Below are 25,386 nucleotides of genomic sequence, written 5' to 3' on the forward strand. Positions count from 1 at the left end.
GGGGCAGGAAGGAGTAGCGCGCAGCACCTGCCGACGCTAGCCGCTACGCCTGTAGCGCAAGTACGGCGGCGGCGCGTGAACCGGATAATACGGATTGAGATCGCAGATCGCGGATCGGCCATAAGCCGTGGCGCGGCACTGCGGCAACGAGGTGAAGGAGCAGTCGTACCACTCTCCACCCCCACCGTTCGCACCTGAATAAACGTGCATGCAGACCGGATAGCGTGGATCAAAAGTCTGCGCATGCGACGGCGCGGCTGCGAGCATCGCGCCGGCGGTCACGATCATTCCGAACGAGAAACGCATGAACTGTGTTCCGGTACGAGGCATCGCGGATTCGCTATTGCACCTTCTTGTGACGCCGGCGCGGCTGCGGCGGCTGGTCGAAGGCGTAGTACGGGTTGACGTCGCAGCTGGCCGCGCGGCCCGACGCGCTCGCGCGGCACTGCGGCAGCGAGGTGAAGGAGCAGTCGAAATAATCGCCGCCACCACCGGTAAAGCCGCCGGGCGTATAAACGTGCATGCACACCGGGTAGCGCGGATCGTAGGTCTGGGCGCTGGCATCTGCCGCGACGAACAGCGCGGCAATCGCGGTGAGGGTCAAAATCGACAGGCGCATGGACTTAATCCTCGAACCGACGGCCTCGGCGGATCTGATGCCGGCAGCCTCGTATGGCATAACGCCAGGCCGGAGGCGACTGTTCCTAGGGACAGATGACGGCAAGGTGAGCGCTGCGGGCTGCGGCGCTAGGCGCCGAGCCCCTGCAGCACGAGCCGGTTCAGCCTTGCGGCAAACGCAGCCGGATCCTCCGGCAATTCGCCGTCCAGGATCTGCGCCTGCTCGAGCAGGAGCAGGCTGAGATCGTCGACCGCCTTCGAACCGGCCTGCGCCTTGGTGATCGCGCCCACCATCGGATGGCGCAGATTGATCTCCAGGATCGGCTTGGTCTTCATGCCGCGGTTTTGCTGCGACAGGATGCGCTCGAGCTCGCGGCTCGGGCCCTGGCTGTCGGCGACGAGGCAGGAGGCCGAGCTGGTGAGGCGCGTCGAGGCCTTGACGTCGCTGACACGCTCGCCGAGCGCAGCCTTGATCACGGCAATGGTGGCCGCTTCATCCGCAGCCGGCTCGTCCTTCTTTGCCTCGTCCTTGTCGTCGACGCGCGGAATCAGGTCGAGATTGAGATCGCCCTGGCTCAGCGACTTCAGCGGCTTGCCGTCGAACTCCGACGGCATCGAGGTCCAGAACGCATCGACGGGATCGGACAACAGCAGCACCTCGATGCCGCGCGCGGTCGCAGCCTCCAGCCGCGGATTGGATTTCAGCCGCTCGATACTGTCGCCGACGAGATAATAGATCTCGGTCTGGTTCGGCTTGAAATCGGCGATGACCTGCTTCAGCGACCGCTTCTCGCCCGATGTCGTGGTGAAGCGCGAAAGTGCCAGCAGCTTTTCGCGCCGCTCGAAATCCTCGTAAATGCCTTCCTTGAGCACCGCGCCGAACGCGTCCCAGATCTTGGCGAAGTTCTCCGGATCCTTCTCGGCCAGGCTTTCGAGCTCCGACACGACCCGGGTCGCCACGGCCTTGCGGATCTGCGCCAGCTGCGGATTGTTCTGCAGCATCTCGCGCGAGATGTTGAGCGGGAGATCCTCGCTGTCGACGACGCCGCGGATGAAGCGCAGATACCCCGGCAACAGATCGGCATCATCGGTGATGAAGACGCGGCGGACGTAGAGCTTCACCCGGCCCTTGCGGTTCGGCTCGAACAGATCGAACGGCTTGGTCGAGGGCGCGAACAGCAGCACCGCGTAGGAATAGCGGCCCTCGGCGCGGTAATGCAGCGTCATCGCGGGATCGTCGAAGGCGGAGGCGATCTGCTGATAGGCCTTCTTGTAGTCGTCCGGCGTCAGCTCGGATTTCGAGCGTTGCCACAGCGCGCTGGCCGAATTGATCTGACGGGGCTCACCCTCTTCCGGCACCAGCTCGATCGGGAACAGGATGTTGTCGGAATAGGCACCGACGATGCGCTCGATCTCGAAGGTCTCGAGATATTTCTTGGCGTCCTCCTTCAGGTGCAGGACGATCTCGGTGCCGCGCGTCAGGCGCGCCGCCTCCTCGTCGCCGGCACGGGCGATTTCGAAGCCGGAGCCGCCGGAGGACGTCCAGGTCCAGACGTCGCTCTCGCCGGCACGGCGGCTGACCACGACGATCCTGTCGGCGACCATGAAGGCGGAATAGAAGCCGACGCCGAACTGGCCGATCAGGCCGAGGCCGTCCTTGGCCTCCTTCAGCTTTGACACGAATGCCTTGGTGCCGGAGCGGGCGATGGTGCCGAGATGGTCGATCAGCTCCTGCCGCTCCATGCCGATGCCGTTGTCGGCGATCGTGAGCGTCCCGGCCGCCTTGTTCGGGATGATGCGGATCTTGAGCGCGTCGCCCTCGCCGAGCAGCGAAGGACTTGCGATTGCCTCATAGCGCAGCTTGTCGCAGGCGTCCGACGCGTTGGAGATGAGCTCGCGCAGAAAGATGTCGGTCTCGGAATAGACGGAGTGCACCATGAGGTGCAAAAGCTCGGAAACCTCGGCTTGGAAGGGCTGCGTATGCACAGCCGTGTCTGACGTCGTCATGCGTTTACCCGGTCAAAACGAAAGGGAAGAAACCCGGGATATAACGCGAGCGTAGAGGGGATCAAGTGGACGTGAAGAATCGTCCTCCCGGCGGGAGAGCGATCTATCCGGCGCCCGGGCGGATCAGGTCACGCAGCGGCCGGGCTGGAGCAGCTTTGCGACCTCGGTCAGCGAGCTGACCATCGGCTCGCAGGCGATCGTCGGCCTGTTGCGCACCTTCTTCTGGTTCTGGAGCAGCACCGGCGGCTTGGCATTACCGGTCTCGATCACCGCGGGGACCCGCAGCAGCACCGAGGTGTCGGCGAGGTCATTCAGCCGCATCGAGACGGTGCGGGTCGGAACAGCTGCCTGTTTGATCTCGGCGAGCCGGTCGGCCTTGCCGGTCCGATTGACATTGTGGCCGGGCTTGTCGGCCTTATCGGCGACCGCCTGCCAGCGGTCTGCCAGATCATGACCCGAGGCCAGTTGCACGGCACCGAGCGTCGCAGCAGCGGCAACGACGCTCAAAAATACCTTATGAATCTGTGACATGGCTGTCGATCCCTCGCCCCAGGCGATCGCGGGAACAACGCCGGTGAAGGATCAGGGGTTCTTAGCGGTTACGATCACTTAACCGTGTGCGACAAATACGACAGCGTGCGTAAAATATTTCGCGAGGGGTGGAACGACTTTCGCAGACTGGAGTCGTCTCAACAGCCGGCTATTCCCCCCTGCCCCATAAGCCGGTGACGTAGGGCGCGACTGTGGTGATGCCAGTCGCGCCTTACTTTTGTCTGGGGTTCACTTCCCCGCCAGCCAGTCGCGCCCTTCGCCATAGAGCTTCTCGACCTCGGGTCCGATCAGGCCCGGCATGTCGCGCTTGACCTTGTAGCCGATCAGCTCCTGCATGTAGGCGAGGTGGCGATAGCCTTCGGGCAATGCGGCGAGCGCCTTTTGGTCGAGGCGGAGCTCTGCTGCGGGATCGACCGGGTCGATCCGATCCTTCTCGTAGATCGGCTGGCGGCGGACGATGCCCCACTTCCCCTGCCGCTTCTCGAGGAAATCGTAGAAGCGGCCGGTGCAGACGACGTCGCAAACGACGTCGTGCACCGGGGCGCGCTGCGAGATCGTCATCTTGGTCTGCGCGATGGCGCGCGCGCCCGCGAGATCGATGCTGGTGCCGCCGAGGAAATGCAGGATGCGCACACCCCTGGCGAACCCCTCCTGGCTGACGCGCATGAAATCCCGCGCCGGCCCCTGAAACCAGGTGGCGGACATCCAGCCCTCGTCATGCCAGACCGTGGCAAAGCGCTCCCAGTCACCGGCATCGCGCCAGACCGCCCAGTTCTCGACGAGGTCGCGAATGGCGAGGCGATCGAGGAGTTGCTGGTCCATGGGCACATCTCCGGCTGGGATCAATGCAGGAGGTATGAGCGGCGAAGCCGACGCACGTCAAGCACGGCAGGCGAACGAAAAATCCGGCGTGCCTTGCAGCACGCCGGATCAAATCGTTTGGCCAAATGGCCAGCTCTATTAAGCCGCCGGCGCCTTCGGCGTGCGGTTGCGCGAGTTGCGTTGGAAGAACAGCGCCTGGCTCGCCACCGCCGACACCATCGCGGGCTGGAACGGTTTTGAGATCAGGAACGCAGGCTCGGGCCGCTCGCCGGTGAGGAAGCGCTCCGGGTACGCGGTGATGAACACCACCGGCACCTCGAACGTGCGGAGCAATTCGTTGACGGCGTCGAGGCCCGACGAGCCGTCGGCGAGCTGGATGTCGGCGAGGATCAGGCCGGGCCGCTTGTTCTTGGCCAGCGCCACCGCATCGGCATGGGTGCGCGCGACGCCGACGACGTTGTGGCCGAGATTCTTCACCAGGCTCTCGAGGTCCATGGCGATGAAGGTCTCGTCCTCGATGATCAGCACGTCGGTGGCGATCTCGGCGGCCATCTCGCGTCCGGCGGCATCCGCAAGCCGCCGCGTCTCGGCGACGTCGGTGCCGAGGATGTAGCCGACTTCCTCTTCCGAGAATCCCTCCAGCGAGAGCAGCAGGAAGGCCTGGCGCGGCAGCGGCGTGATGTTCGACAGCCGCCGCTCGGGCGGCATCGGCAAGGTCGTCACCTCGGAATCATCGTTGACGGAGACCGAATTCCAGATCTGGGTGAACAGCCTGAACAGGCCGGCCCGCGGTCCATGGCTCTCGTCGAGCACCGACGGATCCCCCAGCATGGCTTCCAACATGGCTGCGACATAGGCGTCACCGGAGGCCTGGCTGCCCGTCAGGGCGCGTGCGTACCGGCGCAACAACGGCAAGTGTTCAGCAACAAGCTGTGAACGGGACATCCCCACTCCATTCATCTTCGGGGCCAACCTTGACGTCCAGGCAATCCGAGGGGGGCCCGGGTTCCCCTGCTGGGCTGATTACGCCTCAGGCCAAGAAAAGTTCCGTCTGAGCGGGAACTTTTTATCGAACCTGGAATTGAGCCTATCCAGGGAACGGCTCCCGGTTGAGAAAACCTCTCGATTTTACAGTCACTTAACTCGGGGAAACGTGGAACAGGTCATGAAAGATCTCAAGTCTCAAGCCAGCAGAAGCACGACCCCCGGCAAGGGAGGCCTCACTCCGGAGATTCAATCCCGGATCGGGCACCAGTTGCGCGCCATGTATGATGATGTGGTGCGACAAGGGGTTCCAGATCGGTTCGCAGAACTGATCAAGAAGCTTGATGCGCCGGGAGCGACACCCCACGTGGGACATGAAGGCGGATCCAACGACAACAATGGGAGGGATTAATGCCTCTCACGGACTCCCTGCGTAACGACATCCTGGCGGCCGTGCCCAGTCTGCGCGCGTTCGCCATTTCGCTCAGCGGCAATGCGGACCGCGCCGATGATTTGGTCCAGGAGACGCTGCTCCGCGCGCTCGCCAACATCGACTCGTTCCAGCCTGGCTCCAATCTGCCGGCATGGCTGTTCACGATCCTGCGCAACCTTTTCCGCTCCGACTATCGCAAGCGGCGGCGCGAGGTCGAGGATGCCGAAGGCAACTACGCCAAGACGCTGAAGACACAGCCGTCGCAGAACGCGCATCTCGAGTTCGAGGAGTTTCGCACGGCGCTCGACAAGCTTCCGCAGGACCAGCGTGAAGCGCTGATTCTGGTCGGCGCCTCCGGCTTCTCCTACGAAGACGCGGCCTCGATCTGCGGCTGTGCAGTCGGCACGATCAAGAGCCGCGTCAACCGCGCGCGCTCGAAGCTCGCCGCGCTGCTCTATGTCGATGGCGCCGAGGATTTTGGCCCGGACGAGACCGTGCGGGCCGTGATCGGCGGCAGCGGCGGCTGACGGCCGGCGTCCTCAAGGACTTAGATGAAGATGAAGGCGGCCGTTCTCACGGCCGTCTTCGCGCGCGTCCGACAGCGATAGCGGAAGCTACGCCGCTTGATCACTCGTCCGCGAAGGCCACGGTCTCGGCCACGCTGGCGCGCGAGGTGCGGTAGCTGTTGACCTTGTGAGCGTCGTCGGCATAGCCGAACGAAATGCCGCAGACGACGCGGCGATCGTCGGGCAGATTGAAGTGGCGGCGGATCAGCCCGGAATGCCGCGCGAGCGCCGCCTGCGGAATCGTGCCGAGCCCGAGTGCCTGCGCGGCCAGCATGAAATTGGAGACATAGGCGCCACAATCGATCGCACCGTAGATGCCGAGAGGCTCGTTGGTGTGGATGATGGCGACATGCGGCGCGCCGAAGAAATTGTAGTTCTCCAGCGCCTGCCTGGCGTAGGCGCCTCTGTCGCCGCGGGCGATGCCGAGCGTGTTGTAGAGCTGAAAGCCGCTTTCGCGGCGGCGTTCGAGATAGACACCGACATATTCGCGCGGCGGGGTGAAATCGTAATCGTCGCCGAGCCCGCCTGACGCCTCCGTGTAGATCAGCTTCCGGAAGCGCTCCTTGGCCTCCCCACTGGCAATGATCACCTGCCAGGGCTGACTGTTGCACCAGGACGCGGTGCGCTGCGCGGTGGTCAGCACATGCTCGATGGTCGCGCGGTCGACCTCTTTGGGAAGGAAGGCGCGGACGGAGTAGCGCTCGTTGAGGAGCTCTTCGAGCACGCCGATGCGATCGTTCTGTTTGACTGTAGCGTCCATGGTTCAGCTCGCGCTCTTCTCGTAGGGTGGGCAAGGCGCATCGCGCCGTGCCCACCGACAGACTTGCTCCGGAGCATCTGCATATGGTGGGCACGCTTCGCTTTGCCCACCCTACGAGATACAGCGAGAGGTGAGATCATCGCCCCTTGGTCGGGATCTTGTTATACGGCACGTCCTTGTCGACGCGGATGTCGCCGGGCAGGCCCAGCACGCGCTCGGCGATGATGTTGCGCAGGATCTCGTCGGTGCCGCCGGCGATGCGCATCGAGGGCGAGGATAGCAGCATCTGCTGGAACTGGCCCTGCACGGTCTCCTCGTCGTTGCCGGTGAGCACGCCGGCCGCCCCCTGCAGGTCCATGGCGTAGGTCGCGATGTCCTGCAGCATCATGCCCGACACCAGCTTGCCGATCGAGTTCTCCGGACCCGGCCGCTCGCCCTTCGACAGCGCCGAGATCGTGCGATAGCTGGTGTATTTCAGCCCGCTCGACTTCGCCGCCCAGCTCGCCAGCTTCGAGCGCACCGCGGGATCGTCGATCGCGAGGCCATCTTCCAGCATCAGGTTGGAGCAGAGCTCGAACATCTCAGGCACGCCGGTCGCAAGGCGCGAGCCGATCGACATGCGCTCGTTCATCAGCGTGGTCAGCGAGACGCTCCAGCCCTCGCCGACGGCCCCTAACCGCTGGCTGTCGGGGATGACGACGTCGGTGAAATAGACCTCGTTGAACTCCTGCATGCCATTGGCCTGCCTGATCGGACGCACCTCGACGCCGGGGCTCTTCATGTCCAGGAAGAACATGGTGAGGCCCTTGTGCTTGGGCACGTTCGGATCGGTCCGCGCGATCAACAGACCATAGTCGGAGTAATGCGCGCCAGAGGTCCAGATCTTCTGGCCGTTGACGACCCAATTTTCGCCCTTCTTCTCCGCGCGGGTGCGCAAGCCGGCGACGTCCGAGCCGGCAGACGGCTCGGAGAACAGCTGGCACCAGATCTCCTCGCCCGAAGCCAGCTTCGGCAGATAGCGGCGCTTGGCGTCCTCGCTGCCGAAGGCCATCACGGTCGGGCCGCACATGCCTTCGCCGATCTGGAACGGCTGCGTCAGCTTGCCGTAGACACCCTCCTCCTGCTGCCAGATCACCTTCTCGATCGGCGTCGCGCCACGGCCGCCATATTCCTTCGGCCAGTGCAGGCAGGCCCAATTGCCCTCGAACTTCTTCTTCTGCCAGGCTTTGCCGACCTCGACGATATCTTGCTTGGCAAGCCGAATGCGGCCGAGCGAGGATTTTGAAAGCTCGGCGTGCAGCTCCTTCGGCGCATTGGCCTCGACCCATTGGCGCGCGGTCTGGCGGAATGCGGCTTCCTGCGGGGTGTCGTCGAAATTCATAACGGCCCTCTCGATCCTTGATCAGTGCGTAGGGTGGGCAAAGCGAAGCGTGCCCACCACCTTCTCTCGATAGACTTCGTGGGCACGGCGCGTGCCGCGCCTTTGCCCACCCTACGATTCTAGCCTCTTCCCTTCGTCGGGATCTTGTTGAACGGCACGTCCTTGTCGACACGGATATCACCGGGCAGGCCCAGCACCCGCTCGGCGATGATGTTGCGCATGATCTCGTCGGTGCCGCCTTCGACACGGGTGCCGGGCGCGCGCAGCAGCATCGCCTGGAAACGGCCGGCGAGCTCGCCATCCTCGCCGCTGACGACGCCGCTCGCACCCTGCAAATCCAGCGCGTAGGTCGCAACGTCCTGGATCATCGAGCCCGCCACCAGCTTGCCGATCGAATTCTCCGGCCCCGGCCGCTCGCCTTTCGACAGCGCCGAGATCGCGCGCATGCTGGTGTATTTCAGCCCGCTCGCCTTCACCGCCCAGTTCGCCAATTTCGAGCGCACCGCGCGATCCTCGATCGCGGGGCCGTCGTCGAGCATCAGGCTGGAACAGTACTCGAACAACTCAGGAAAGCCGGTCGAGACGGCCGCGCCGATCGCGCTGCGCTCATTCATCAGCGTGGTCAGCGAGACGTTCCAGCCGTCACCGACCTCGCCGAGGCGCTGATGATCGGGAATGCGGACATTGGTGAAATAGACCTCGTTGAAGTCGGAGGCGCCGCTGGCCTGCTTGATCGGCCGCACCTCGACGCCGGGGCTCTTCATGTCCAGGAAGAACATGGTGAGGCCCTTGTGCTTGGGCACGGTGGGATCGGTGCGCGTCAGCAGGATGCCGTAGTCGGAATAATGCGCGCCCGAGGTCCAGATCTTCTGCCCGTTGATGACCCAGTCGTCGCCGTCCTTCTCGGCGCGCGTGCGCAAGCCCGCGACGTCGGAGCCGCCGGCCGGCTCGGAGAACAGCTGGCACCAGACCTTCTCGCCGGAAGCGAGCGGCGGCAGATAAGTGCGCTTATGCTCCTCGCGCGCGAACGCCATCATGGTCGGCCCGCACATGCCGTGGCCGATGATGAACATGCGGGAGAGTTGGCCGAACGGCCCTTCCTCCTGCTGCCAGATCACCCGCTCGATCGGCGAGGCGCCGCGCCCGCCATACTCCTTCGGCCAGTGCAGGCAGGCCCAGCCGGCATCGGCCTTCTTCTTCTGCCAGGCTTTTGCGACCTCAAGAATGTTGGCGTTCTTGAGCACGGTGCGGCCGAGCGAGGATTTGCGCAGCTCTTCCTCGTATTGCGTGGGCGCATTCGCGCCGATCCAGGCGCGGGCGGTGGCGCGGAATTCGGCTTCCTGAGGGGTGTCGTCGAAGTTCATGGTCGTCTTCTTACCTTCGTAGGGTGGGTTAGCCGAAGGCGTAACCCACCTCTTTGGTTTCCTCGTCGACGGAAGTGGTGGGTTACGCCCAGCGGATCGCGCTTCGCGCATCCGCAGGACTAACCCACCCTACGAACCTAATTACGCCGCGTTCTTCTTGCGCATGCGGTCGATCAACTGATCTTCCCAATAGGTGAGGCTGCCGAGGCCGAGCGCCATGGCGTTGGCGCGGCGGTAGTACATGTGGCAGTCGAACTCCCAAGTGAAGCCCATGCCGCCGTGAACCTGGATGTTGTTCTTGGCGCAGTGCTGGAACGCCTGCGTCGCGCTGATGCGCGCGGCAGCAGCGGCTTCCGGCAATTCAGCCGCGTTGGTCGAGAGCGCCCAGGCGCCGTAATAGCTGTTCGAGCGCGCCAGCGTGGCCGAGACATACATGTCGGCGAGCATGTGCTTCACCGCCTGGAACGAGCCGATCTGGCGACCGAAGGCGATGCGGTCGAGCGCGTAGTCGCGGCCCATCTCCAGCGCGCGGTCGGAGCCGCCGACCTGCTCGAACGCACACAATACCGCGGCGCGGTCGAGCACCTGGGTGAGGATGCTCCAGCCTTCGCCGGCAGCTCCCAGTGGCTCGGCCTTGCAGTCTTTGAAGGTGATCTCGGCCTGCCCGCGGGTCGGATCGAGATTGGTGAGGCTTTTCACCTCGACGCCGCCGGCTTTGAGATCAACCAGGAACAGCGAGATATCACCGTCGCGTCCGCTCGAACCTGTGCGCGCAGCAACCACGGCGAAGTCGGCAATCGCACCATCGGCGACCGGTTTCTTGACGCCGTTGAGCACGCCGTTCGCAGCCGTCAGCTTGACGTTCTTCGGCGCGGGATTGCCCTTGCCCTCGAACAGCGCCAGCGTGCCGATCGCCTCGCCCGAGGCAATGGCCGGCAGCCATTTCTTCTTTTGCGCGTCGCTGCCGGCGAACAACAGCGCTTCGGCGGCGAGATACACGGTCGACGAGAACGGCACCGGCGCGTTCGCGCGGCCCATCTCCTCGGCGATCACGCAGAGCTCGAGATGACCGGCGCCGGCGCCGCCGAACTCCTCGGGGATCGCGACGCCGAGGAAACCCATTTCGGCGAGGCCCTTCCAGAGCTCCTTGTCGTAAGGCGCCTTGCCGTCGAGCACCACACGCACCGCCTTGGGCGAGCATTTTTCCGCGAGGAATTTGCGCGCCTGATCGCGGAGCTGCTTCTGGTCGTCGGAGAAGTCGAAGTTCATGGCGCGTACCCGTGTTGATGATGTCGATTACTTGAGAACGATGACGTCTTGATCCGGCTTGTCGGCATACAGCCGCTCCACCAGTGCGGCGCGGCGTTCGAGGCCGGCACGCTGATTGATGTAGCCCTTGTCGGTGAGCTCGTTGCCGTCGATCGAGGGCGGCTCGACCATCAGCATGGCCCGCGCGATGATGCGGCTGCTGGCGCCCTCGCACTCCTTGTTGTGAGTTTCCAGCCCGCGCCTGAAGCAGGCGACGACCTCCGGGTGCTTCACTGCATCCTCGAAGTTCAGCTCGGGATTGCCGACAAGTTGCCGGCAGGCGTGCAAATTGGGCCAGGCCAACAGGCCGATGAACGGGCGGTCCTGCCCCGCGACCAGCGCATCGTGCACGACAGGCGTCGCAGCTGCGATCGTATCGGTGCGGAGCGAACCGACATGCACGAAGGTGCCGGTGGTGAGCTTGAAGTCTTCGACCACGCGACCTGCAAAGATGATGCCCTTCACCGGATCGGAATCGTCGACGAAAACGCCGGCATCACCGATGCAGTAAAAGCCTTCCTCGTCGAACATCTGCTTCGTCAGCTCCGGCTGGCCGAAATAACCGGGCGCGACGTTGACGCCGCGCAGCCGCAATTCGTATTTCGAGCCGCACGGCACCATCTTCAACTCGACACCGGGGAACGGCAGGCCGATCAGGCCGACGCGCTCGGTGTCCCAATAAGTTCCGGTCGAGGTCGGCGCGGTCTCGGTCGAGCCCCAGCCGGTGTAGAACACGATGCGCTCGCCGGTGGTCTTCACCGCGAGGGCCTGCATGCGGTCGTAGAGATCGTCAGGCAGGCGCGCGCCGCCATAGGCCATGATCGAGAGGTTCTTGAAGAACGAGCGGCAGAGCGCGTCGTCCTTCTCCATGGCGGCCGCGAGCGCGGCATAGCCGGCCGGCACGTTGGCGTAATAGGTCGGCGATATCTCGCGCAGGTTTCGCAGCGTCTCCTCGAACTGGCCCGGCATCGGCCGGCCGTCATCGATATAGAGCGTGCCGCCATCGACCAGGATCGGGTGGAACGCCGCGTTGCCGCCCATGGTGTGATTCCAGGGCATCCAGTCCAGCATGGTCGCAACAGGGCCATCAGGCGAACGTGGCCGCACCTGCATCATCATCGCCGCATTGGCGCACATCATCTTCTGCGTGTTGATGACCGCCTTGGGCATGCCGGTCGAGCCTGACGTGAACAGCAGCTTGCCGACGGTGTCGGGCGTGATCTTCGCGATCGACTCCTCGACGTCCTCGGTCACCGGAGTTGCCGCGAGCTCAGCAAAGCTGACGCTCTTGATACCCTCACATGGCCGCGCGACGTGAACCACGGTGACGCCGGCGAGGTCGATCGCCTTCAGTGCCTTCTCGAAGGTCGGGCCGTCCTGCACCATCACCACGGCCGGCTTGATCAGGTCGAACAGGTATTTCAGCTTGACGTGATCGTGGCTCATCAATGAGTAAGCCGGCGAGACCGGCGCTGCCGGGACGCGCGCCTGCATCGCGGCCTGCGTCATCAGCGCATGCTCGATCGAATTGCCGGAGAGGATCGCAACGGGGCGGCCGTCGAGTCCGAGGTTGAGCAGACCTTGCGTCAGCGCATCCACAGTGCGCTTGGCTTCGCCATAGGACACCTTGCGCCATTCGCGATTGGGACCACCGCGCTGAGCGAGCCAGATGCGCTCGGGCGCTTCCTTCGCCCATTTCGCCAGCGAGGCCGGGATGTGCTTCTCGTAAGGCTGCAGCGGAATGCGCGACTTCAGCACCACCGTGCCTTCGCTGCGACGCTCGACGTCGATGTCGCGCGCGAGCCACTCGATCTTGCGAAAGGCGGGCTTCGTCATCACGGCCGCCGCGCTTCCACTCATTTTGCGTCTCCCGGAATTATCGTCCTTTGCGGATCGTTCTCATTCAGCGCTTGATATAGACAGGCTTTCGCTTCTCAAGGAAGGCCCTGATGCCTTCCGAAAATTCCTCCGAGCGGCTGCACAGGACCTGGTTGCGATCCTTCATCGCGATCGCCGCCTCCAGCGATCCCGCATCGACGCTCATGTTGAGACATTCCTTGGATAGCCGCAGGCCCACGGGCGAGGCCGTCATCATCGCCTCGACATAAGGCTCGGCCGCGTCATCGAGCCTGTCCTCGTCCACGACTTCCGAGACGAGGCCGACCGCCAGCGCGCGCTCGGCGCCGATGAACCGGCCCGTGAGGATCAGTTCCGACGCCACGGACACGCCGACCAGCCGCGGCAGGAAATAGCTGGTGCCGATGTCACAGCCACCGAGGCCGAGCTTGATGAAGGCGCAATTCATTCGCGCCGATCTCGTCGCGATGCGGATGTCGGAAGCCAGCGCCAGCGCAAATCCGCCGCCGGCGGCCGCACCCTGCACCAGCGTCAGGATCGGCTGCGGACAACGTCGCATCAGCATCACGATGTCAGCGATGCGGCGCTGCGAGTCCAGCGACTCCGTGACGCCAGGCGGCTCCTGTTGCCCGGCACGGCGGGCCATCGCCGCCTTGAGATCGAGGCCTGCGCAGAAATTCCGGCCGGCGCCCTTCAGCACCACGACACGCGTGTCACGGTTGCGTTGAAGGCCCTGGAAGTAGTCGTTGAGCGCGTCGATCAGCGCCGGATCGAGCGCGTTGAGCTGTTCCGGCCGATTGAGCGTCACCCGGTCGACGCCGTCGTCATGCTCGATCAGCAGCGGTTGGGACATGGGGGCCTCGTGCATCCGCTCTTTGGGTGGCGGTTATTGCGCCCTCTCCCCTTGTGGGAGAGGGCAAGATCGCTGTCAGCCTAGAGTTCACTTGGGTGAGGGGTCTGTCTCCGCAGACGAGATCGGGGAGAGAAACCCCTCATCCGGCGCTTCGCGCCACCTTCTCCCACAGGGGGAGAAGGAAGAAGAGCGCCGCTTACCTCGGCGCCATGCGGATGGCGCCGTCGAGGCGGATGGTCTCGCCGTTCAGCATTGCGTTCTCGACGATGTGCACCGCGAGCGAGCCGTATTCCTTGGCATCGCCGAGGCGCGAGGGATGCGGCACCTGCGCGCCCAGGCTCTTGCGGGCTTCCTCGTTCAGCCCCATCAGCAGCGGCGTGAAGAACAGGCCGGGCGCGATGGTGTTGACGCGGATCTTCTGGCTGGCGAGGTCGCGCGCGGCCGGCAGGGTCAGGCCGACGACGCCGCCCTTCGAGGCCGAATAGGCGATCTGGCCGATCTGGCCTTCATAGGCCGCGACCGACGCCGTGTTGATGATGACGCCACGCTCTTCACCGACGGGTTCGATCGTGACGAGGCGCTCGGCGAACAGCCGCAGGCAGTTGAAGGTGCCGATCAGATTGACGTTGATGATGCGCGCGAACTTTTCCAGCGGATAGACGCCGTCGCGGCCGACGATGCGCTGCGAGCCGCCGATGCCGGCGCAGTTCATCAGCACCCGCGCAACGCCATGCGCGGCTTCCGCCTTGGCGATCGCGGCCTTGATCTGCTCTTCGCTGGTGACGTCGGCATGGAGCGCCACGCCCTTCACCTCGGCCGCGACCTTCTCGGCATTCTCTTTGTTTTGGTCGATCACGCCGATCCTGGCGCCCTTGGCCGCCATGGCGCGGGCGGTCGCCTCGCCGAGGCCCGAACCACCGCCGGTGATGAGAACGGCTACGTCTTTCAATTCCATGACAGGCTACCTTTCCTTGGACGTTTCTTCTCTAGACTTGAGAGTTGCGGCCGGATCATCCGGCCGCGGCAGCTTCCCCGGCTTGCGTGAGGATGCCGCCGCAGATCAGCGTTTCCATGTGCTTGATATATTGCCGGCAGACGTCGTCGGTGACCGGGCCGACGCCGGTCGCGCGAGACATCGCGTGCCGGCCGAAGAACAGATGATCGCAGGCGCCGATCAGGCTGGTGTAGAACAGCACCGGATCGGTCTGGCGGAACTCGCCGCGGCTGACGCCCTCGGCGAGCAGGCGGCGGTGAAAGTCCAGCAGCGGGGCGACGAAGAATTTTGAAACTTCGTCCGCGGAGCCGGCGACGCTCTCATGCAGGAGATAGTGGATCAGCCGGTTCATATAGGGGAACCGGTGATAGGCGCGGATGATGCCGCCGATATGCAGCTTGAGCTTCGCCGTCGCCGTGATCGGCTGCGCCAGCAGATATTCGAGATTGGACATCTCGGTCGCGGCATCCCGCGCGAGCAGTGCCAGCAGCAGCCCGTCCTTGTTGCCGAAGTGATATTTGACCAACGCGGCGTTGGCGCCCGACTTCTGCGCGATGTCGCTGAGCGAAATCTCGATCGAGGAGCGTTCGATCATCAACTCGCTCGCGGCCACGAGCAATTTCTCTGCCGTGGAATTTTTTCCGCTGTGGAGCCTGTTCGGTACGCTGGTAGTCACGGAGATCCCTGAATGCACCTCGATAGGCGCGCAGATAAGCGCAAGCAGTGCCTCATCACAAGAATTAATTGATCGATTGACTAAATGATCTTGCGTCCCTTAAATCCGCCCCGACAACCGACCCAATCAAGAATTCAGGGAGAGACCGACATGGCCGAGGCTTACATCGTCGCCGCTGCGCGTACCGCGGGCGGGCGCAAGGGGGGCCGTCTCGCCGGCTGGCATCCGGCCGATCTCGCCGCAAAAGTGCTGGACGAGCTGGTCGACCGCACCAAGGTCGATCCTGCGCTGGTCGAGGACGTGATCATGGGCTGCGTGATGCAGGTCGGCGAGCAATCCAACAATGTCGCGCGCAACGCGATCATGGCCTCGAAGCTGCCGGAGAGCGTGCCGGGCACCTCGATCGATCGCCAGTGTGGCTCCTCGCAGCAGGCGTTGCACTTCGCCGCGCAAGCCGTGATGTCCGGCACCATGGACGTCGTGATCGCCGCCGGCGTGGAATCGATGACGCGGGTGCCGATGGGCCTGTCCTCGCAGCTCGCCGCCAAGAACGGCTTCGGCCATTACAAGAGCCCGGGCATCGAGGCGAGATATCCCAACATTGTGTTCAGCCAGTTCACCGGCGCGGAGATGATGGCGGAGAAGTACGGCCTGTCGAAGGATGATCTGGACGAATATTCCTATAACAGCCATCAGCGCGCGATCGCGGCGACCCAAGCCGGCCACTTCAAGAAGGAGATCGTACCGCTCGAGATCACCCGCGCCGACGGCTCCAAGGACACCCACCACATCGACGAGGGCATCCGCTTCGATGCCACGCTCGAGGGCATCAAGGGCGTCAAGCTGATCGCCGAGAACGGCAAGCTGACCGCGGCCAGCGCCAGCCAGATTTGCGACGGCGCCTCGGGCGTCATGGTGGTCAACGAGCGCGGCCTCAAGCAGCTCGGCGTCACACCGCTGGCGCGCATCCATCACATGACCATGACCGGCGGCGATCCCGTGATCATGCTGGATGCACCGCTGCACGCCACCAAGAAGGCGCTGGAGAAGGCCGGCATGAAGATCGGCGACATCGACCTGTTCGAGGTCAACGAGGCCTTCGCCTCGGTGCCGACCGGCTGGCTCAAGACCACCGGTGCAGATCCGGCCCGCCTCAACGTCAATGGCGGCGCCATCGCGCTCGGCCATCCGCTCGGCGGCTCCGGCACCAAGCTGATGACGACGCTGGTTCACGCCCTGCACCAGCGCGGCAAGCGCTATGGCCTGCAGACCATGTGCGAAGGCGGCGGCATGGCGAACGTGACGATTGTCGAGCGACTGTAAAAAAAACAAAAGCGAGTAGTGAGTGGCGAGTAGCGAATGGTGAGTAGGCGAAGAGCGGTTGCCCTTCTCCCCTATTCGCCACGCGCTACTCGCCATTCGCGTTTTGAGGAAACGCCATGACTCACCCCTCCATCCATGCCCGCACCACGCCCGACAAGATCGCCTACCAGATGGCCGGCACCGGCAAGGCGATCACCTATCGCGAGCTCGACGAGCTTTCCAACCAGGGCGCGCATCTGTTCCGCTCGCTCGGCCTCAAGGCCGGCGACCACATCGCGCTGCTGATGGAGAACCGCCTCGCCTTCATGGAGCTCTGCTGGGCCGCCCAGCGGAGCGGGCTCTACTACACAGCGATCAGCCGCTATTTGAAGCAGGACGAGATCGACTACATCATCGCCGATTGCGGCGCCAAGGTCGTGATCACGACGCCGAAATGCGCCGACCAGATCAAGGGCCTGATCAAGGGCGCCGCCGGCGAGCCGATCTTCTACATGATGGACGAGCCGCTGCCCGGCTTCCGCTCCTACGACGAGGAAGCAGCAAGTCAGCCGATCACACCGATTGCCGACGAGATCGCCGGCTATGACATGCTGTATTCGTCCGGCACCACCGGCCGGCCCAAGGGCGTCAAGAAGGCGTTTGAAGGCAAGACCATCAACGAGCCGAACCCGCTTCTGCGCGTGCTCTGCGCCGACATGTGCGGCATGAACACCGAAAGCACCTATTTGTCACCGGCGCCGCTCTATCACGCCGCTCCCTTGCGCTTCAACATGATGGCGATCGTGCTCGGCGGCACCTCCATCATCATGGAGCATTTCGACGCCGAGGAATTCCTGACACTGGTCGAGAAATACAAGGTGACGCAGTCGCAGCTCGTGCCGACCATGTTCGTGCGCATGCTGAAGCTGCCGGACGAGATCCGCGCGAAGTACAACGTCTCCACGCTCAAGGGCGCCATTCACGCCGCGGCGCCCTGCCCGGTCGACGTGAAAGCGAAGATGATCGAATGGTGGGGGCCGATCCTGATCGAATATTACGCGGGCTCGGAAGGCAATGGCGTCACCGTCTGCAGCTCGAAAGAATGGCTGGCGCATCGCGGCAGCGTCGGTCGCGCCGTGGTCGGCAAGATCAAGATTCTCGACGAGAACGACGAAGAGCAGCCGACGGGCGAGATCGGCACGGTCTATTTCGCCGACGCTCCGGCGTTCACCTATCACAACGACCCCGAGAAGACGAAGAAAGCCTACAACGCCAAGGGCTGGTCGACGCTCGGCGACGTCGGCTATCTCGACAAGGACGGCTTCCTGTTCCTCACCGACCGCAAGTCCTACATGATCATCTCCGGCGGCGTGAACATCTACCCGCAGGAGACCGAGGATGTGCTGATCACCCACCCCGAGGTCGCCGACGTTGCGGTGTTCGGCGTCCCGAACGAGGAGATGGGCGAAGAGGTGAAGGCGGTGGTGCAGCCGCACGACATGAAGCGTGCCGGCAAGGCGCTCGAGGCCGATTTGATCGCCTACTGCAAGGGCCGCCTCTCTGCCATCAAGTGCCCGCGCTCGATCGATTTCGAAGCCGAGCTGCCGCGCACGCCCACGGGCAAGCTGGTGAAGCGGCATTTGCGCGACAAATATTGGCCGAAGACGGCGGCGAAGATCTAGCGGAGGTCTCGTAGGGTGGGCAAAGGCGCGAAGCGCCGTGCCCACGACGTCTCTATGTTACGACGAGACGGTGGGCACGCTCCGCTTTGCCCACCCTACGGCACGGGTGCAAGCCGCCTCAATCGAACAAACTCGGCGTATGGTTCACCAGCGCGCCTTCGATCTCGAGCATCTTCAGCTTCGTCATCACGCCGCCATTCGCCGAGAAGCCGCCGGGCTTGTTGCCGGCAGCCAGCACGCGATGGCAGGGCACCACGATCGGGCACGGATTGTGGCCGAGCGCCTGGCCGACGTCGCGCGAGAGCTGGACGCCGCCGAGCTGCTTGGCGATGTCGCCATAGGTGAGGGTCTTGCCGGGCGGGATGGCACGCGCGATCGCGTAGACGCCGCGGTTGAACTCGGGCACGCCGTCGAGATCGAGCTCGATATCGGTGAGGTCATCCGGCTCGCCTGCGAGCAGTTTTGTCATGCGGTCGATCGCCTGCTGCACCTCGGCGGTCGGCTCGGTCTCAACGGCATCGCCGTGGCGCTGGCTGATGCGGGTGCGGATCTTCTGCTCGCCGCCCATCGGCAATTGCGTGCCGTTGATGCCGCGCGGGCCCCAGGCGATGGCGCAGAGGCCGATCCTGGTATCGAACAAGGCAAAGTGCTGGTCGGTCATGGCTTGGTTCCTGAGCTTGCGTTGCCGTCGCATGCCCCCAATGTGATCTCGGACCAAATCTAGGCTTGGAAATAGTTGCGATCCACCCGGTTTCCGGGAATCTTGCACAGGAGTTCCAATCCCTTCGCGAGCCCGGAATGCAAAGCCACCACGTCAACGGATACGACATGCCCTATCTCGACGTGGGCGAGGACAGCGGCCGGCCCCCGCTGGTCTGCGTGCACGGCTCGCTCAACGATTTCCGGGTCTGGGGCTGCATCCTCGGCCCGCTGTCGCAACGACACCGGGTGATCGCGGTCAGCCTCCGGCACTTCTTCCCGGCGCGATGGGACGGCATCGGCGACACCTACTCGATCGCCCAGCATGTCGACGACGTCATTGCCTTCATCGAGGAGCTCGACCTCGGGCCCGTCGACCTGATGGGCCATTCCCGCGGCGGGCACATCTGCTTCCGCGTGGCGCAGCGGCGGCCGGATCTGCTGCGGCGGCTGATCCTCGCTGAACCCGGCGGCGAACTCGATGCGAGCCTCGATCCCGACTATGTCGGCGGGCCCTCGCCGCTCCTGGCGCGGTTCACGGCCTCGGGCGAGAAGATCGCGGCCGGCGACGTCGACGGCGGCCTTGCCGTGTTCGTCGACACGCTGGAAGGCGCCGGCACCTGGCCGCGGCTGCCGGCCCTGGTGAAGCAGAACCTTCGCGACAACGCCACCACCCTAATCGGCCAGGTCCGCGACAATCGTCCGCCGTTTTCGAAGGCGGATGCGGAGGCGATCCAGATACCGACGCTATTCGTCCTGGGAGCGCGAACCAAAGGCCTGCTGCCGAAAGTACTGCATGCGCTCGCTGCGCATGTGCCCTATTCCAAGACCGCGATCATCCCGAATGCGACGCATCCGATGTTCGAGCAGGCGCCGCAGAAATACTCCGAAGTGGTTCTCGACTTCCTGGCGAGCTGATCATGCAGACATTCCGCGTCAACGGTTACGACATGGCCTATCTCGAAGTCGGAGAGGGCCATCCGCTGGTCTGCGTGCATGGCACGTTAGGGGATTTCCGCACCTGGTATTCGGTGCTCGGCCCGCTTTCGAAATCCCATCGCGTGATCTCGGTCAGTCTGCGGCATTTCTTCCCCGAACATTGGGATGCCGTCGGCGACGACTACAAGATGGCGCAGCACGTTGCCGACACGATCGCTTTCATCGAGCAGGTGACGCCCGCACCGATCGACCTGATGGGCCATTCGCGCGGCGGCCACATTGCATTCCGCGTGGCGCAGGCCCGGCCTGATCTGCTGCGAAAACTGGTGCTGGCCGAGCCGGGCGGCGATCTCGATGCATCCCTGCCGGTGCCGGAAGGCACGCCCGCGCACCCGCCGCTGGCGGCGCGCACCGCGCGCTCGGTCGAGATGATCCGCGCCGGCGATATCGAGGGCGCGCTGCAGAATTTCTACGAGGGCATCGAGGGTGACGGCTCGTGGCGGCGCGTGCCCGCGGCGGCCAAGCAGCAGCTGCGCGACAACGCGCTCACCTTCCTTGGCCAGATCAACGAGCAGCGCCGGCCCTACACGCTCAGCGACGCACAGGCGATCCGCACGCCGACGCTGCTGATCGGCGGCGGCGCGACGACGGGAAGCCTGTCAGTGATGTGGCGCGTGCTGGCCGCGCACATCGCGGGCGCGCAAACGGCAGTCATTCCGAACGCCGGCCACTGGATGTTCGAGCAAGCGCCACTGGAGTTCGGCGAGGTGGTGAACCGGTTCTTGGCGGAGTAGGTGCTCTCGTCGCCTCTCCCCGCAAGCGGGGAGAGGCGAGGGAAAGAGACCTCACACCTTCCACACGCCGACCGGCATCTTGATCGTTGCATTCAGCCGGTTCCAGACATTGATGGTCGCGATCGACAGGATCAACGTTGCGAGCTCGCGTTCGTCGAAATGCTTGGCGGCCTCGTTCCAGGTTGCGTCGGGCACCGGATCCTCGCGGTCGGCGAGGCGCGTGACGGCCTCGGTCAGCGCCAGCGCGGCGCGCTCGGCGTCGGTGAAATAGGGCGCATCGCGCCAGGCGGACACGGCGAACAGGCGCTCGTCGGTCTCACCAAGCTTGCGGGCGACCTTGGGGTGCATGTCGACGCAGACACTGCAACCGTTGATCTGGCTGGCGCGGAGGTGCACCAGTTCCAGGAGCTTTTCCGGCAGCCCCTGCTTGGTCAGATTGCCGAGGGATTGCAGGACATTCATGGCCTCGGGGAGGACCATGACAGGGTGATTCATGCGGGCGTGCATCTTTTTCGTCTCCATCGCTCGAATGTCGAAGGTTCCGGTCACATCGGCCGGATTGGCTTCGTCATGGGCATGACGGATCGCGACGAGGGAATGTGACCGATGACCGAAAAAAACTTCGAAGACGATTTTCTCAGCCACCAGTTCGAAGCCAGCAGGGACCATCTGCGCGCGGTCGCCTACCGCATGCTGGGCTCCGGCGCCGAGGTCGACGATGCCGTGCAGGAGGCCTGGCTGCGGGTCAGCCGCTACGACATGTCCGATGTTGCGAATTTGCGCGGCTGGTTGACGACCGTGGTCGCGCGCATCTGCCTCGACATGCTGCGCGCACGGAAGTCGCGCAAGGAAGAGCCGATGGGCCCGCATGTGCCCGAGCCGCTCGACGAGACGCGGGAGCGCGAGGCGGAGATGGCCGATTCCGTCGGCGCGGCGCTGCTCGTCGTGCTCGAGACCTTGCAGCCGGCGGAGCGGCTCGCCTTCGTGCTGCACGACATGTTCGCAGTGCCCTTCGAGGAGATCGCGCCGATCGTCGGCCGCTCGGTCGACGCATCGCGGCAACTCGCGAGCCGGGCGCGGCGGCGCGTGCAGGGGGCGCCGGTGCCCGAGACCGACCTGTCGCGCCAGCGCGGAATCGTCGATGCCTTCCTCAAAGCGTCGCGCGAAGGCAATTTCGAGGGGCTGCTCGCCGTGCTCGACCCCGACGTCGTCTTCCGCGCCGATCAGGCCGCGGTGCGGCTCGGCACGCTACCGGAGATCCGGGGCGCGGATGCGGTCGCACAGCTTTACAAGGGCCGCGCCCAGGCCGCGCGGACGGCACTGGTCGACGGCGAGATCGGCGTTGCCGTCATCCTCGGTGGCCAACTGCGCATCGCGCTACGCGTGACGTTCAAGGGCGAGCGCATTGCCGGGATCGAGGCCCTGGCCGATGCGGGAGGGATCGCCGCGCTGGAGGTGGAGGTGCTGGAGGGTTGAGGCGGAGGTTTTTTCCGCGAAAACAACCCCATGCACAGTAGACGGGTATAGCGATATCAATGACTTAGTGAAGCCGCGCGGGCGCCCTGGGCCCGGGCGCGCAGCTCGTCTTGACGCCCTCCCCCTCCCGCGATACCTTCGAATACGGAATTCCGTATTCCCTCCCAGGAGCTGCCGGCGTGATCCCTCTCGACCCGCTCCCAAACCTGATCGACCAGGTCTATGCCCGCATCCTGGAGGCGATCTCCGACCGCACGCTTGAGCCCGGCCAGCGCATCCGGCAGAACGAGCTCGCCGACAAGCTCGGCGTGTCGCGCCAGCCTGTCTCGCATGCGCTGCACCTGCTGCACCGCCAGGGCCTCGTCGCCGAGAGCGGCAAGCGCGGCTTCGAGGTCACCCAGCTCGATCCCGCGCGCATCCGCCAGCTCTACGAGGTGCGCGGCGCGCTCGACGCGCTGGCCGCGCGGCTTGCGGCGAAGCGCGCCGCCAGCGACGCGGCAGGACGCGCACGGCTGGAGGCTGCGTTCGTCGCGGGGCGCGGCATCGACCGCAACACGACACTCACTGAACTGATCGTGCTCGACGTGGATTTTCACCGCGCGATCTATCAGCTCGCCGGCAATCCCGTGATCGAGGAGACGATCGCGCCGCAATGGCCGCATATGCGGCGTTCGATGGCGACAGTGCTGTCGGAGCTCGACTATCGCGGCAGCGCCTGGGCCGAGCACGCCGATATCGCCGGACACATTCTCGCGGGCGACGCGAAGGCCGCCGAAGCCGCCGCGCTGGCGCATGCGCAGACGGCGGGACGGATGACCGAGGAGAGATTGAGGGCGACGGAGGAAGCGGCGGCGTAGCGATTTGCGCTGTCATTCCGGACGCGCGACGCGCGACTCCGGTGCGCAAGTGCGCACCGGAGCTCGGTCCTGCGGACCGCCCCGGAGCGACGAAACGACAAATAAACAAAACAGGAGGAAACGACCCATGAAACTGTCTCAGGAGCAATTGGAGTTCTTCCACCGCGAGGGCTGGCTGTTCCTGCCCGAGCTGTTCAATCAGGAGGAGGTCGATCTGCTGGCGCGCGAGGCGGTCGGCATCTACGACGCCAACCGTCCCGAAGTCTGGCGCGAGAAGAGCGGCGCGCCGCGCACGGCGTTTGCCGCCCATCTTTACAATGAGGCGTTCGGCCTCCTCGGCGCGCATCCACGCATGATCGACCCGGTCGAGCAGCTGTTCGGCGAGCCCGTCTACATGCACCAGTTCAAGATCAACGCGAAATCGGCCTTCACCGGCGACGTCTGGCAATGGCACCAGGATTACGGCACCTGGAAGCGTGACGACGGCATGCCGGAGCCGCGCGCCATGAACATCGCGATCTTCCTCGACGAGGTGATGCCGATCAACGGGCCTCTGATGTTGGTGCCGCGCAGCCAGAACGCCGGCGATCTCGAAGCCTCGCACGACCTCGCCACCACCTCCTATCCGCTGTGGACGTTGGACGAGGCGACGGTGACGCGCCTCGTCGCGCAGGGCGGCATCGTGGCGCCGACCGGCAAGCCAGGCGGCATGCTGATGTTCCACGGCAATCTCGTGCACGGCTCGGCCGGCAACATCACGCCCTTCCCGCGCAAGATCGTGTACCTGACGCTGAACGCGGTCTCGAACTACATCCGCAGCCCGACGCGGCCGGACTACATCGCACATCGCGACTTCGCCCCGATCAAGACGGTGGACGACGACGCGCTGCTGCGGCTTGCCCGTGCGCCGCGGCAGGCGGCGGAGTAAGTAGGTCTCGCGCCCCGGACGCAGCGCAGCGCTTCTTCAGCGATGCGCTGCTGAGCCGGGGCCCATGCCGCGCTGATAGTTTCCTTTCTGGATCCCGGCTCTGCGCAGCAGCACTACGTGCTGCACCGCGTCCGGGACACGACCATTACCAGGACAATTCCCCATGAACCTCTTCCGCCTCCTCCAGGCCCGCGCGTCCGCCGGCAAGCCGGTCCGGGTCGCATTGATCGGCGCAGGCAAGTTCGGCTCGATGTTTCTGGCGCAGGTGCCGCATACGCCGGGGTTGGAGGTGCCCATCATCGTCGACATCGACCGCGACCGCGCGCGCGAGGCCTGCCGCACCGTCGGCTGGAGCGCCGAGCGGATCGCCGCAACCGTCTTCACCGATGACGGCGTGCGCGCCATTGCCGGCGGCGCCATGGACGTGGTTGTGGAGGCGACCGGGAATCCCGCCGTTGGGATCAGGCATGCGCGCGCCGCGATCGCCGCGGGCAAGCATATCGTGATGGTGAATGTCGAGGCCGACGTGCTGGCAGGTCCGCTGCTCGCCGAGGAAGCGCGCAAAGCGGGCGTGGTCTATTCGCTCGCCTATGGCGACCAGCCGGCACTGACCGCCGAGATGGTCGACTGGGCCCGCGCCACCGGCTTCCGCGTCGTCGCCGCCGGTAAAGGCACAAAGTATCTGCCGGCCTATCACGACGTGACGCCTGACGGCGTCTGGCAGCATTACGGCCTGACCGCAGGCGAAGCGCAGTCGGCCGGCATGAATCCGCAGATGTTCAACTCGTTCCTCGACGGCACCAAATCGGCGATCGAGATGGCCGCGATCGCCAATGCCTGCGCCCTCGACGTGCCCACGGACGGCCTGCTGTTTCCGCCCTGTGGCGTCGACGATCTGCCTCACATCATGCGGCCGCGCTCGCATGGCGGCGTGCTGGAGCGGCCGGGCGTGGTCGAGGTCGTCTCCTCGCTCGAACGGGACGGACGGCCGGTGTTCCGCGACCTGCGCTGGGGCGTCTATGTCGTGCTGGAGGCGCCGAACGACTATGCCGCCGACTGCTTCCGGCAATACGGCCTCAAGACCGACGGCAGCGGACGTTATGCGGCGATGTACAAGCCGTATCATCTGATCGGGCTCGAGCTGAACATCTCGGTGCTGTCGGCGGCGCTGCGGGGCGAGCCGACCGGCCAGGCCAGCGGCTTCCGCGGCGACGTCGCGGCAGTGGCCAAGCGCAATCTGCGCGCGGGCGAGATGCTGGACGGCGAAGGCGGCTATACGGTGTGGGGCAAGCTGGTACCGGCGGGCGCAAGCCTCAAGGCCGGCGCGCTGCCGATTGGCCTCGCCCACCGCCTGAAGCTGAAGCACGACGTCGCGCACGGCGCGGTGGTGCGCTGGAGCGACGTCGAGTTCGACGCCGGCAACGAAACGGTGAAGACGCGCAAAGCGATGGAGGCCGCGTTCGCAGCGCAGCATTGAGCGGCGCCACCGCAAGCTCAACCAAAGCGCGCTTGATTTGCGATCCCCCTTTGGTCA

At 64.8% G+C, this 25,386-nt stretch carries 26 protein-coding genes; 10 read left to right on the forward strand and 16 right to left on the reverse strand.

What is annotated here, in order from left to right:
- Positions 1-36: 36 nt before the first annotated feature.
- From GGD65_RS22500 to GGD65_RS22525, 6 genes are all read right to left on the reverse strand, one after another.
- Complete coding sequence (locus tag GGD65_RS22500; RefSeq protein ID WP_018316209.1) at positions 37-306, reverse strand: DUF3551 domain-containing protein; 270 nt, start codon at positions 304-306, stop codon at positions 37-39.
- Positions 307-340: 34 nt separating this feature from the next.
- Positions 341-619, reverse strand: a complete 279-nt coding sequence (locus tag GGD65_RS22505) for a DUF3551 domain-containing protein (protein ID WP_026201626.1) — start codon at positions 617-619, stop codon at positions 341-343.
- Between the two features lie 128 nt (positions 620-747).
- The gene (gene htpG / locus GGD65_RS22510; RefSeq protein WP_183236648.1) at positions 748-2,625 is read right to left on the reverse strand and encodes a molecular chaperone HtpG; all 1,878 of its coding nucleotides are present in this window, start codon (positions 2,623-2,625) and stop codon (positions 748-750) included.
- 123 nt (positions 2,626-2,748) lie between these two features.
- Positions 2,749-3,156 carry a hypothetical protein gene (locus GGD65_RS22515; RefSeq protein ID WP_018316212.1) on the reverse strand — a complete coding sequence of 136 codons (408 nt, stop codon included), beginning with the start codon at positions 3,154-3,156 and terminating at the stop codon, positions 2,749-2,751.
- Between the two features lie 249 nt (positions 3,157-3,405).
- Positions 3,406-3,999 carry a nuclear transport factor 2 family protein gene (locus GGD65_RS22520; RefSeq protein ID WP_183236649.1) on the reverse strand — a complete coding sequence of 198 codons (594 nt, stop codon included), beginning with the start codon at positions 3,997-3,999 and terminating at the stop codon, positions 3,406-3,408.
- Between the two features lie 138 nt (positions 4,000-4,137).
- The gene (locus GGD65_RS22525) at positions 4,138-4,944 is read right to left on the reverse strand and encodes a response regulator (RefSeq protein WP_026201627.1); all 807 of its coding nucleotides are present in this window, start codon (positions 4,942-4,944) and stop codon (positions 4,138-4,140) included.
- Positions 4,945-5,164: 220 nt separating this feature from the next.
- Between GGD65_RS22525 and GGD65_RS22530 the strand changes: the two genes are divergently transcribed.
- Positions 5,165-5,395, forward strand: a complete 231-nt coding sequence (locus GGD65_RS22530; RefSeq protein ID WP_026201628.1) for a NepR family anti-sigma factor — start codon at positions 5,165-5,167, stop codon at positions 5,393-5,395.
- Complete coding sequence (locus tag GGD65_RS22535; RefSeq protein WP_018316216.1) at positions 5,395-5,943, forward strand: sigma-70 family RNA polymerase sigma factor; 549 nt, start codon at positions 5,395-5,397, stop codon at positions 5,941-5,943. Before GGD65_RS22530 ends, GGD65_RS22535 begins: the two co-directional genes overlap by 1 nt.
- 100 nt (positions 5,944-6,043) lie before the next feature.
- On the opposite strand, the gene GGD65_RS22540 is transcribed toward GGD65_RS22535, so the two are convergent.
- From GGD65_RS22540 to GGD65_RS22575, 8 genes are all read right to left on the reverse strand, one after another.
- On the reverse strand, positions 6,044-6,742 hold the full coding sequence (locus GGD65_RS22540; RefSeq protein ID WP_183236650.1) for a nitroreductase: 699 nt from the start codon (positions 6,740-6,742) through the stop codon (positions 6,044-6,046).
- Positions 6,743-6,878: 136 nt separating this feature from the next.
- Complete coding sequence (locus GGD65_RS22545; protein WP_183236651.1) at positions 6,879-8,123, reverse strand: acyl-CoA dehydrogenase; 1,245 nt, start codon at positions 8,121-8,123, stop codon at positions 6,879-6,881.
- A gap of 119 nt (positions 8,124-8,242) precedes the next feature.
- Entirely contained in the window at positions 8,243-9,487 is a 1,245-nt protein-coding gene (locus tag GGD65_RS22550) for an acyl-CoA dehydrogenase (RefSeq protein WP_183236652.1), read from the reverse strand.
- Between the two features lie 141 nt (positions 9,488-9,628).
- Positions 9,629-10,756: an acyl-CoA dehydrogenase family protein gene (locus GGD65_RS22555; protein ID WP_183236653.1), complete on the reverse strand. Its 1,128-nt coding sequence runs from the start codon at positions 10,754-10,756 to the stop codon at positions 9,629-9,631.
- A 27-nt stretch (positions 10,757-10,783) separates the two neighbouring features.
- Complete coding sequence (locus tag GGD65_RS22560; RefSeq protein ID WP_183236654.1) at positions 10,784-12,655, reverse strand: AMP-binding protein; 1,872 nt, start codon at positions 12,653-12,655, stop codon at positions 10,784-10,786.
- Positions 12,656-12,698: 43 nt separating this feature from the next.
- On the reverse strand, positions 12,699-13,505 hold the full coding sequence (locus GGD65_RS22565; RefSeq protein WP_183236655.1) for an enoyl-CoA hydratase/isomerase family protein: 807 nt from the start codon (positions 13,503-13,505) through the stop codon (positions 12,699-12,701).
- 196 nt (positions 13,506-13,701) lie between these two features.
- Positions 13,702-14,460, reverse strand: coding sequence for an SDR family NAD(P)-dependent oxidoreductase (locus GGD65_RS22570; RefSeq protein ID WP_018316223.1), 759 nt, complete (start codon positions 14,458-14,460; stop codon positions 13,702-13,704).
- A 55-nt stretch (positions 14,461-14,515) separates the two neighbouring features.
- Entirely contained in the window at positions 14,516-15,175 is a 660-nt protein-coding gene (locus tag GGD65_RS22575) for a TetR family transcriptional regulator (protein ID WP_183236656.1), read from the reverse strand.
- Positions 15,176-15,325: 150 nt separating this feature from the next.
- Between GGD65_RS22575 and GGD65_RS22580 the strand changes: the two genes are divergently transcribed.
- Positions 15,326-16,498, forward strand: coding sequence for an acetyl-CoA C-acetyltransferase (locus GGD65_RS22580; RefSeq protein ID WP_183236657.1), 1,173 nt, complete (start codon positions 15,326-15,328; stop codon positions 16,496-16,498).
- A gap of 116 nt (positions 16,499-16,614) precedes the next feature.
- Positions 16,615-18,159 carry an acyl-CoA synthetase gene (locus GGD65_RS22585; protein ID WP_183236658.1) on the forward strand — a complete coding sequence of 515 codons (1,545 nt, stop codon included), beginning with the start codon at positions 16,615-16,617 and terminating at the stop codon, positions 18,157-18,159.
- A gap of 118 nt (positions 18,160-18,277) precedes the next feature.
- On the opposite strand, the gene GGD65_RS22590 is transcribed toward GGD65_RS22585, so the two are convergent.
- Positions 18,278-18,820, reverse strand: coding sequence for a methylated-DNA--[protein]-cysteine S-methyltransferase (locus GGD65_RS22590; protein WP_183236659.1), 543 nt, complete (start codon positions 18,818-18,820; stop codon positions 18,278-18,280).
- A 137-nt stretch (positions 18,821-18,957) separates the two neighbouring features.
- Between GGD65_RS22590 and GGD65_RS22595 the strand changes: the two genes are divergently transcribed.
- The gene (locus GGD65_RS22595) at positions 18,958-19,776 is read left to right on the forward strand and encodes an alpha/beta fold hydrolase (RefSeq protein ID WP_183236660.1); all 819 of its coding nucleotides are present in this window, start codon (positions 18,958-18,960) and stop codon (positions 19,774-19,776) included.
- A 2-nt stretch (positions 19,777-19,778) separates the two neighbouring features.
- Complete coding sequence (locus GGD65_RS22600; RefSeq protein ID WP_092255629.1) at positions 19,779-20,591, forward strand: alpha/beta fold hydrolase; 813 nt, start codon at positions 19,779-19,781, stop codon at positions 20,589-20,591.
- Positions 20,592-20,642: 51 nt separating this feature from the next.
- Here the strand turns inward: GGD65_RS22600 and GGD65_RS22605 are convergent, their stop codons facing one another.
- Positions 20,643-21,098 (reverse strand): carboxymuconolactone decarboxylase family protein, encoded by a 456-nt coding sequence (locus GGD65_RS22605; RefSeq protein WP_092255952.1) that lies wholly within the window; start codon positions 21,096-21,098, stop codon positions 20,643-20,645.
- Positions 21,099-21,197: 99 nt separating this feature from the next.
- Here GGD65_RS22605 and GGD65_RS22610 point away from each other — a divergent pair, with 99 nt between their 5' ends.
- The 4 genes from GGD65_RS22610 to GGD65_RS22625 all read left to right on the forward strand — a co-directional run bounded on the left by GGD65_RS22610 (position 21,198) and on the right by GGD65_RS22625 (position 25,329).
- Complete coding sequence (locus tag GGD65_RS22610; RefSeq protein ID WP_183236661.1) at positions 21,198-22,067, forward strand: sigma-70 family RNA polymerase sigma factor; 870 nt, start codon at positions 21,198-21,200, stop codon at positions 22,065-22,067.
- A gap of 179 nt (positions 22,068-22,246) precedes the next feature.
- The gene (locus GGD65_RS22615) at positions 22,247-22,924 is read left to right on the forward strand and encodes a GntR family transcriptional regulator (protein ID WP_183236662.1); all 678 of its coding nucleotides are present in this window, start codon (positions 22,247-22,249) and stop codon (positions 22,922-22,924) included.
- A 127-nt stretch (positions 22,925-23,051) separates the two neighbouring features.
- Positions 23,052-23,852 (forward strand): phytanoyl-CoA dioxygenase family protein, encoded by an 801-nt coding sequence (locus tag GGD65_RS22620; protein ID WP_018316233.1) that lies wholly within the window; start codon positions 23,052-23,054, stop codon positions 23,850-23,852.
- Between the two features lie 163 nt (positions 23,853-24,015).
- On the forward strand, positions 24,016-25,329 hold the full coding sequence (locus GGD65_RS22625) for an NAD(P)H-dependent oxidoreductase (protein WP_183236663.1): 1,314 nt from the start codon (positions 24,016-24,018) through the stop codon (positions 25,327-25,329).
- The last annotated feature ends 57 nt before the right edge of the window (positions 25,330-25,386 follow it).

Origin of the sequence: Bradyrhizobium sp. CIR18 (assembly GCF_014198295.1) — a bacterium.
Taxonomy (GTDB): domain Bacteria; phylum Pseudomonadota; class Alphaproteobacteria; order Rhizobiales; family Xanthobacteraceae; genus Bradyrhizobium.

Bases quoted from the DNA above. Each gene is read 5' to 3' on its own strand.
- GGD65_RS22500 (WP_018316209.1), bottom strand. From the start codon at position 306: ATGCGTTTCTCGTTCGGAATGATCGTGACCGCCGGCGCGATGCTCGCA.
- GGD65_RS22505 (WP_026201626.1), bottom strand. From the start codon at position 619: ATGCGCCTGTCGATTTTGACCCTCACCGCGATTGCCGCGCTGTTCGTC.
- htpG (WP_183236648.1), bottom strand. From the start codon at position 2,625: ATGACGACGTCAGACACGGCTGTGCATACGCAGCCCTTCCAAGCCGAG.
- GGD65_RS22515 (WP_018316212.1), bottom strand. From the start codon at position 3,156: ATGTCACAGATTCATAAGGTATTTTTGAGCGTCGTTGCCGCTGCTGCG.
- GGD65_RS22520 (WP_183236649.1), bottom strand. From the start codon at position 3,999: ATGGACCAGCAACTCCTCGATCGCCTCGCCATTCGCGACCTCGTCGAG.
- GGD65_RS22525 (WP_026201627.1), bottom strand. From the start codon at position 4,944: ATGTCCCGTTCACAGCTTGTTGCTGAACACTTGCCGTTGTTGCGCCGG.
- GGD65_RS22530 (WP_026201628.1), top strand. From the start codon at position 5,165: ATGAAAGATCTCAAGTCTCAAGCCAGCAGAAGCACGACCCCCGGCAAG.
- GGD65_RS22535 (WP_018316216.1), top strand. From the start codon at position 5,395: ATGCCTCTCACGGACTCCCTGCGTAACGACATCCTGGCGGCCGTGCCC.
- GGD65_RS22540 (WP_183236650.1), bottom strand. From the start codon at position 6,742: ATGGACGCTACAGTCAAACAGAACGATCGCATCGGCGTGCTCGAAGAG.
- GGD65_RS22545 (WP_183236651.1), bottom strand. From the start codon at position 8,123: ATGAATTTCGACGACACCCCGCAGGAAGCCGCATTCCGCCAGACCGCG.
- GGD65_RS22550 (WP_183236652.1), bottom strand. From the start codon at position 9,487: ATGAACTTCGACGACACCCCTCAGGAAGCCGAATTCCGCGCCACCGCC.
- GGD65_RS22555 (WP_183236653.1), bottom strand. From the start codon at position 10,756: ATGAACTTCGACTTCTCCGACGACCAGAAGCAGCTCCGCGATCAGGCG.
- GGD65_RS22560 (WP_183236654.1), bottom strand. From the start codon at position 12,655: ATGAGTGGAAGCGCGGCGGCCGTGATGACGAAGCCCGCCTTTCGCAAG.
- GGD65_RS22565 (WP_183236655.1), bottom strand. From the start codon at position 13,505: ATGTCCCAACCGCTGCTGATCGAGCATGACGACGGCGTCGACCGGGTG.
- GGD65_RS22570 (WP_018316223.1), bottom strand. From the start codon at position 14,460: ATGGAATTGAAAGACGTAGCCGTTCTCATCACCGGCGGTGGTTCGGGC.
- GGD65_RS22580 (WP_183236657.1), top strand. From the start codon at position 15,326: ATGGCCGAGGCTTACATCGTCGCCGCTGCGCGTACCGCGGGCGGGCGC.
- GGD65_RS22585 (WP_183236658.1), top strand. From the start codon at position 16,615: ATGACTCACCCCTCCATCCATGCCCGCACCACGCCCGACAAGATCGCC.
- GGD65_RS22590 (WP_183236659.1), bottom strand. From the start codon at position 18,820: ATGACCGACCAGCACTTTGCCTTGTTCGATACCAGGATCGGCCTCTGC.
- GGD65_RS22595 (WP_183236660.1), top strand. From the start codon at position 18,958: ATGCAAAGCCACCACGTCAACGGATACGACATGCCCTATCTCGACGTG.
- GGD65_RS22600 (WP_092255629.1), top strand. From the start codon at position 19,779: ATGCAGACATTCCGCGTCAACGGTTACGACATGGCCTATCTCGAAGTC.
- GGD65_RS22605 (WP_092255952.1), bottom strand. From the start codon at position 21,098: ATGCACGCCCGCATGAATCACCCTGTCATGGTCCTCCCCGAGGCCATG.
- GGD65_RS22610 (WP_183236661.1), top strand. From the start codon at position 21,198: ATGACCGAAAAAAACTTCGAAGACGATTTTCTCAGCCACCAGTTCGAA.
- GGD65_RS22620 (WP_018316233.1), top strand. From the start codon at position 23,052: ATGAAACTGTCTCAGGAGCAATTGGAGTTCTTCCACCGCGAGGGCTGG.
- GGD65_RS22625 (WP_183236663.1), top strand. From the start codon at position 24,016: ATGAACCTCTTCCGCCTCCTCCAGGCCCGCGCGTCCGCCGGCAAGCCG.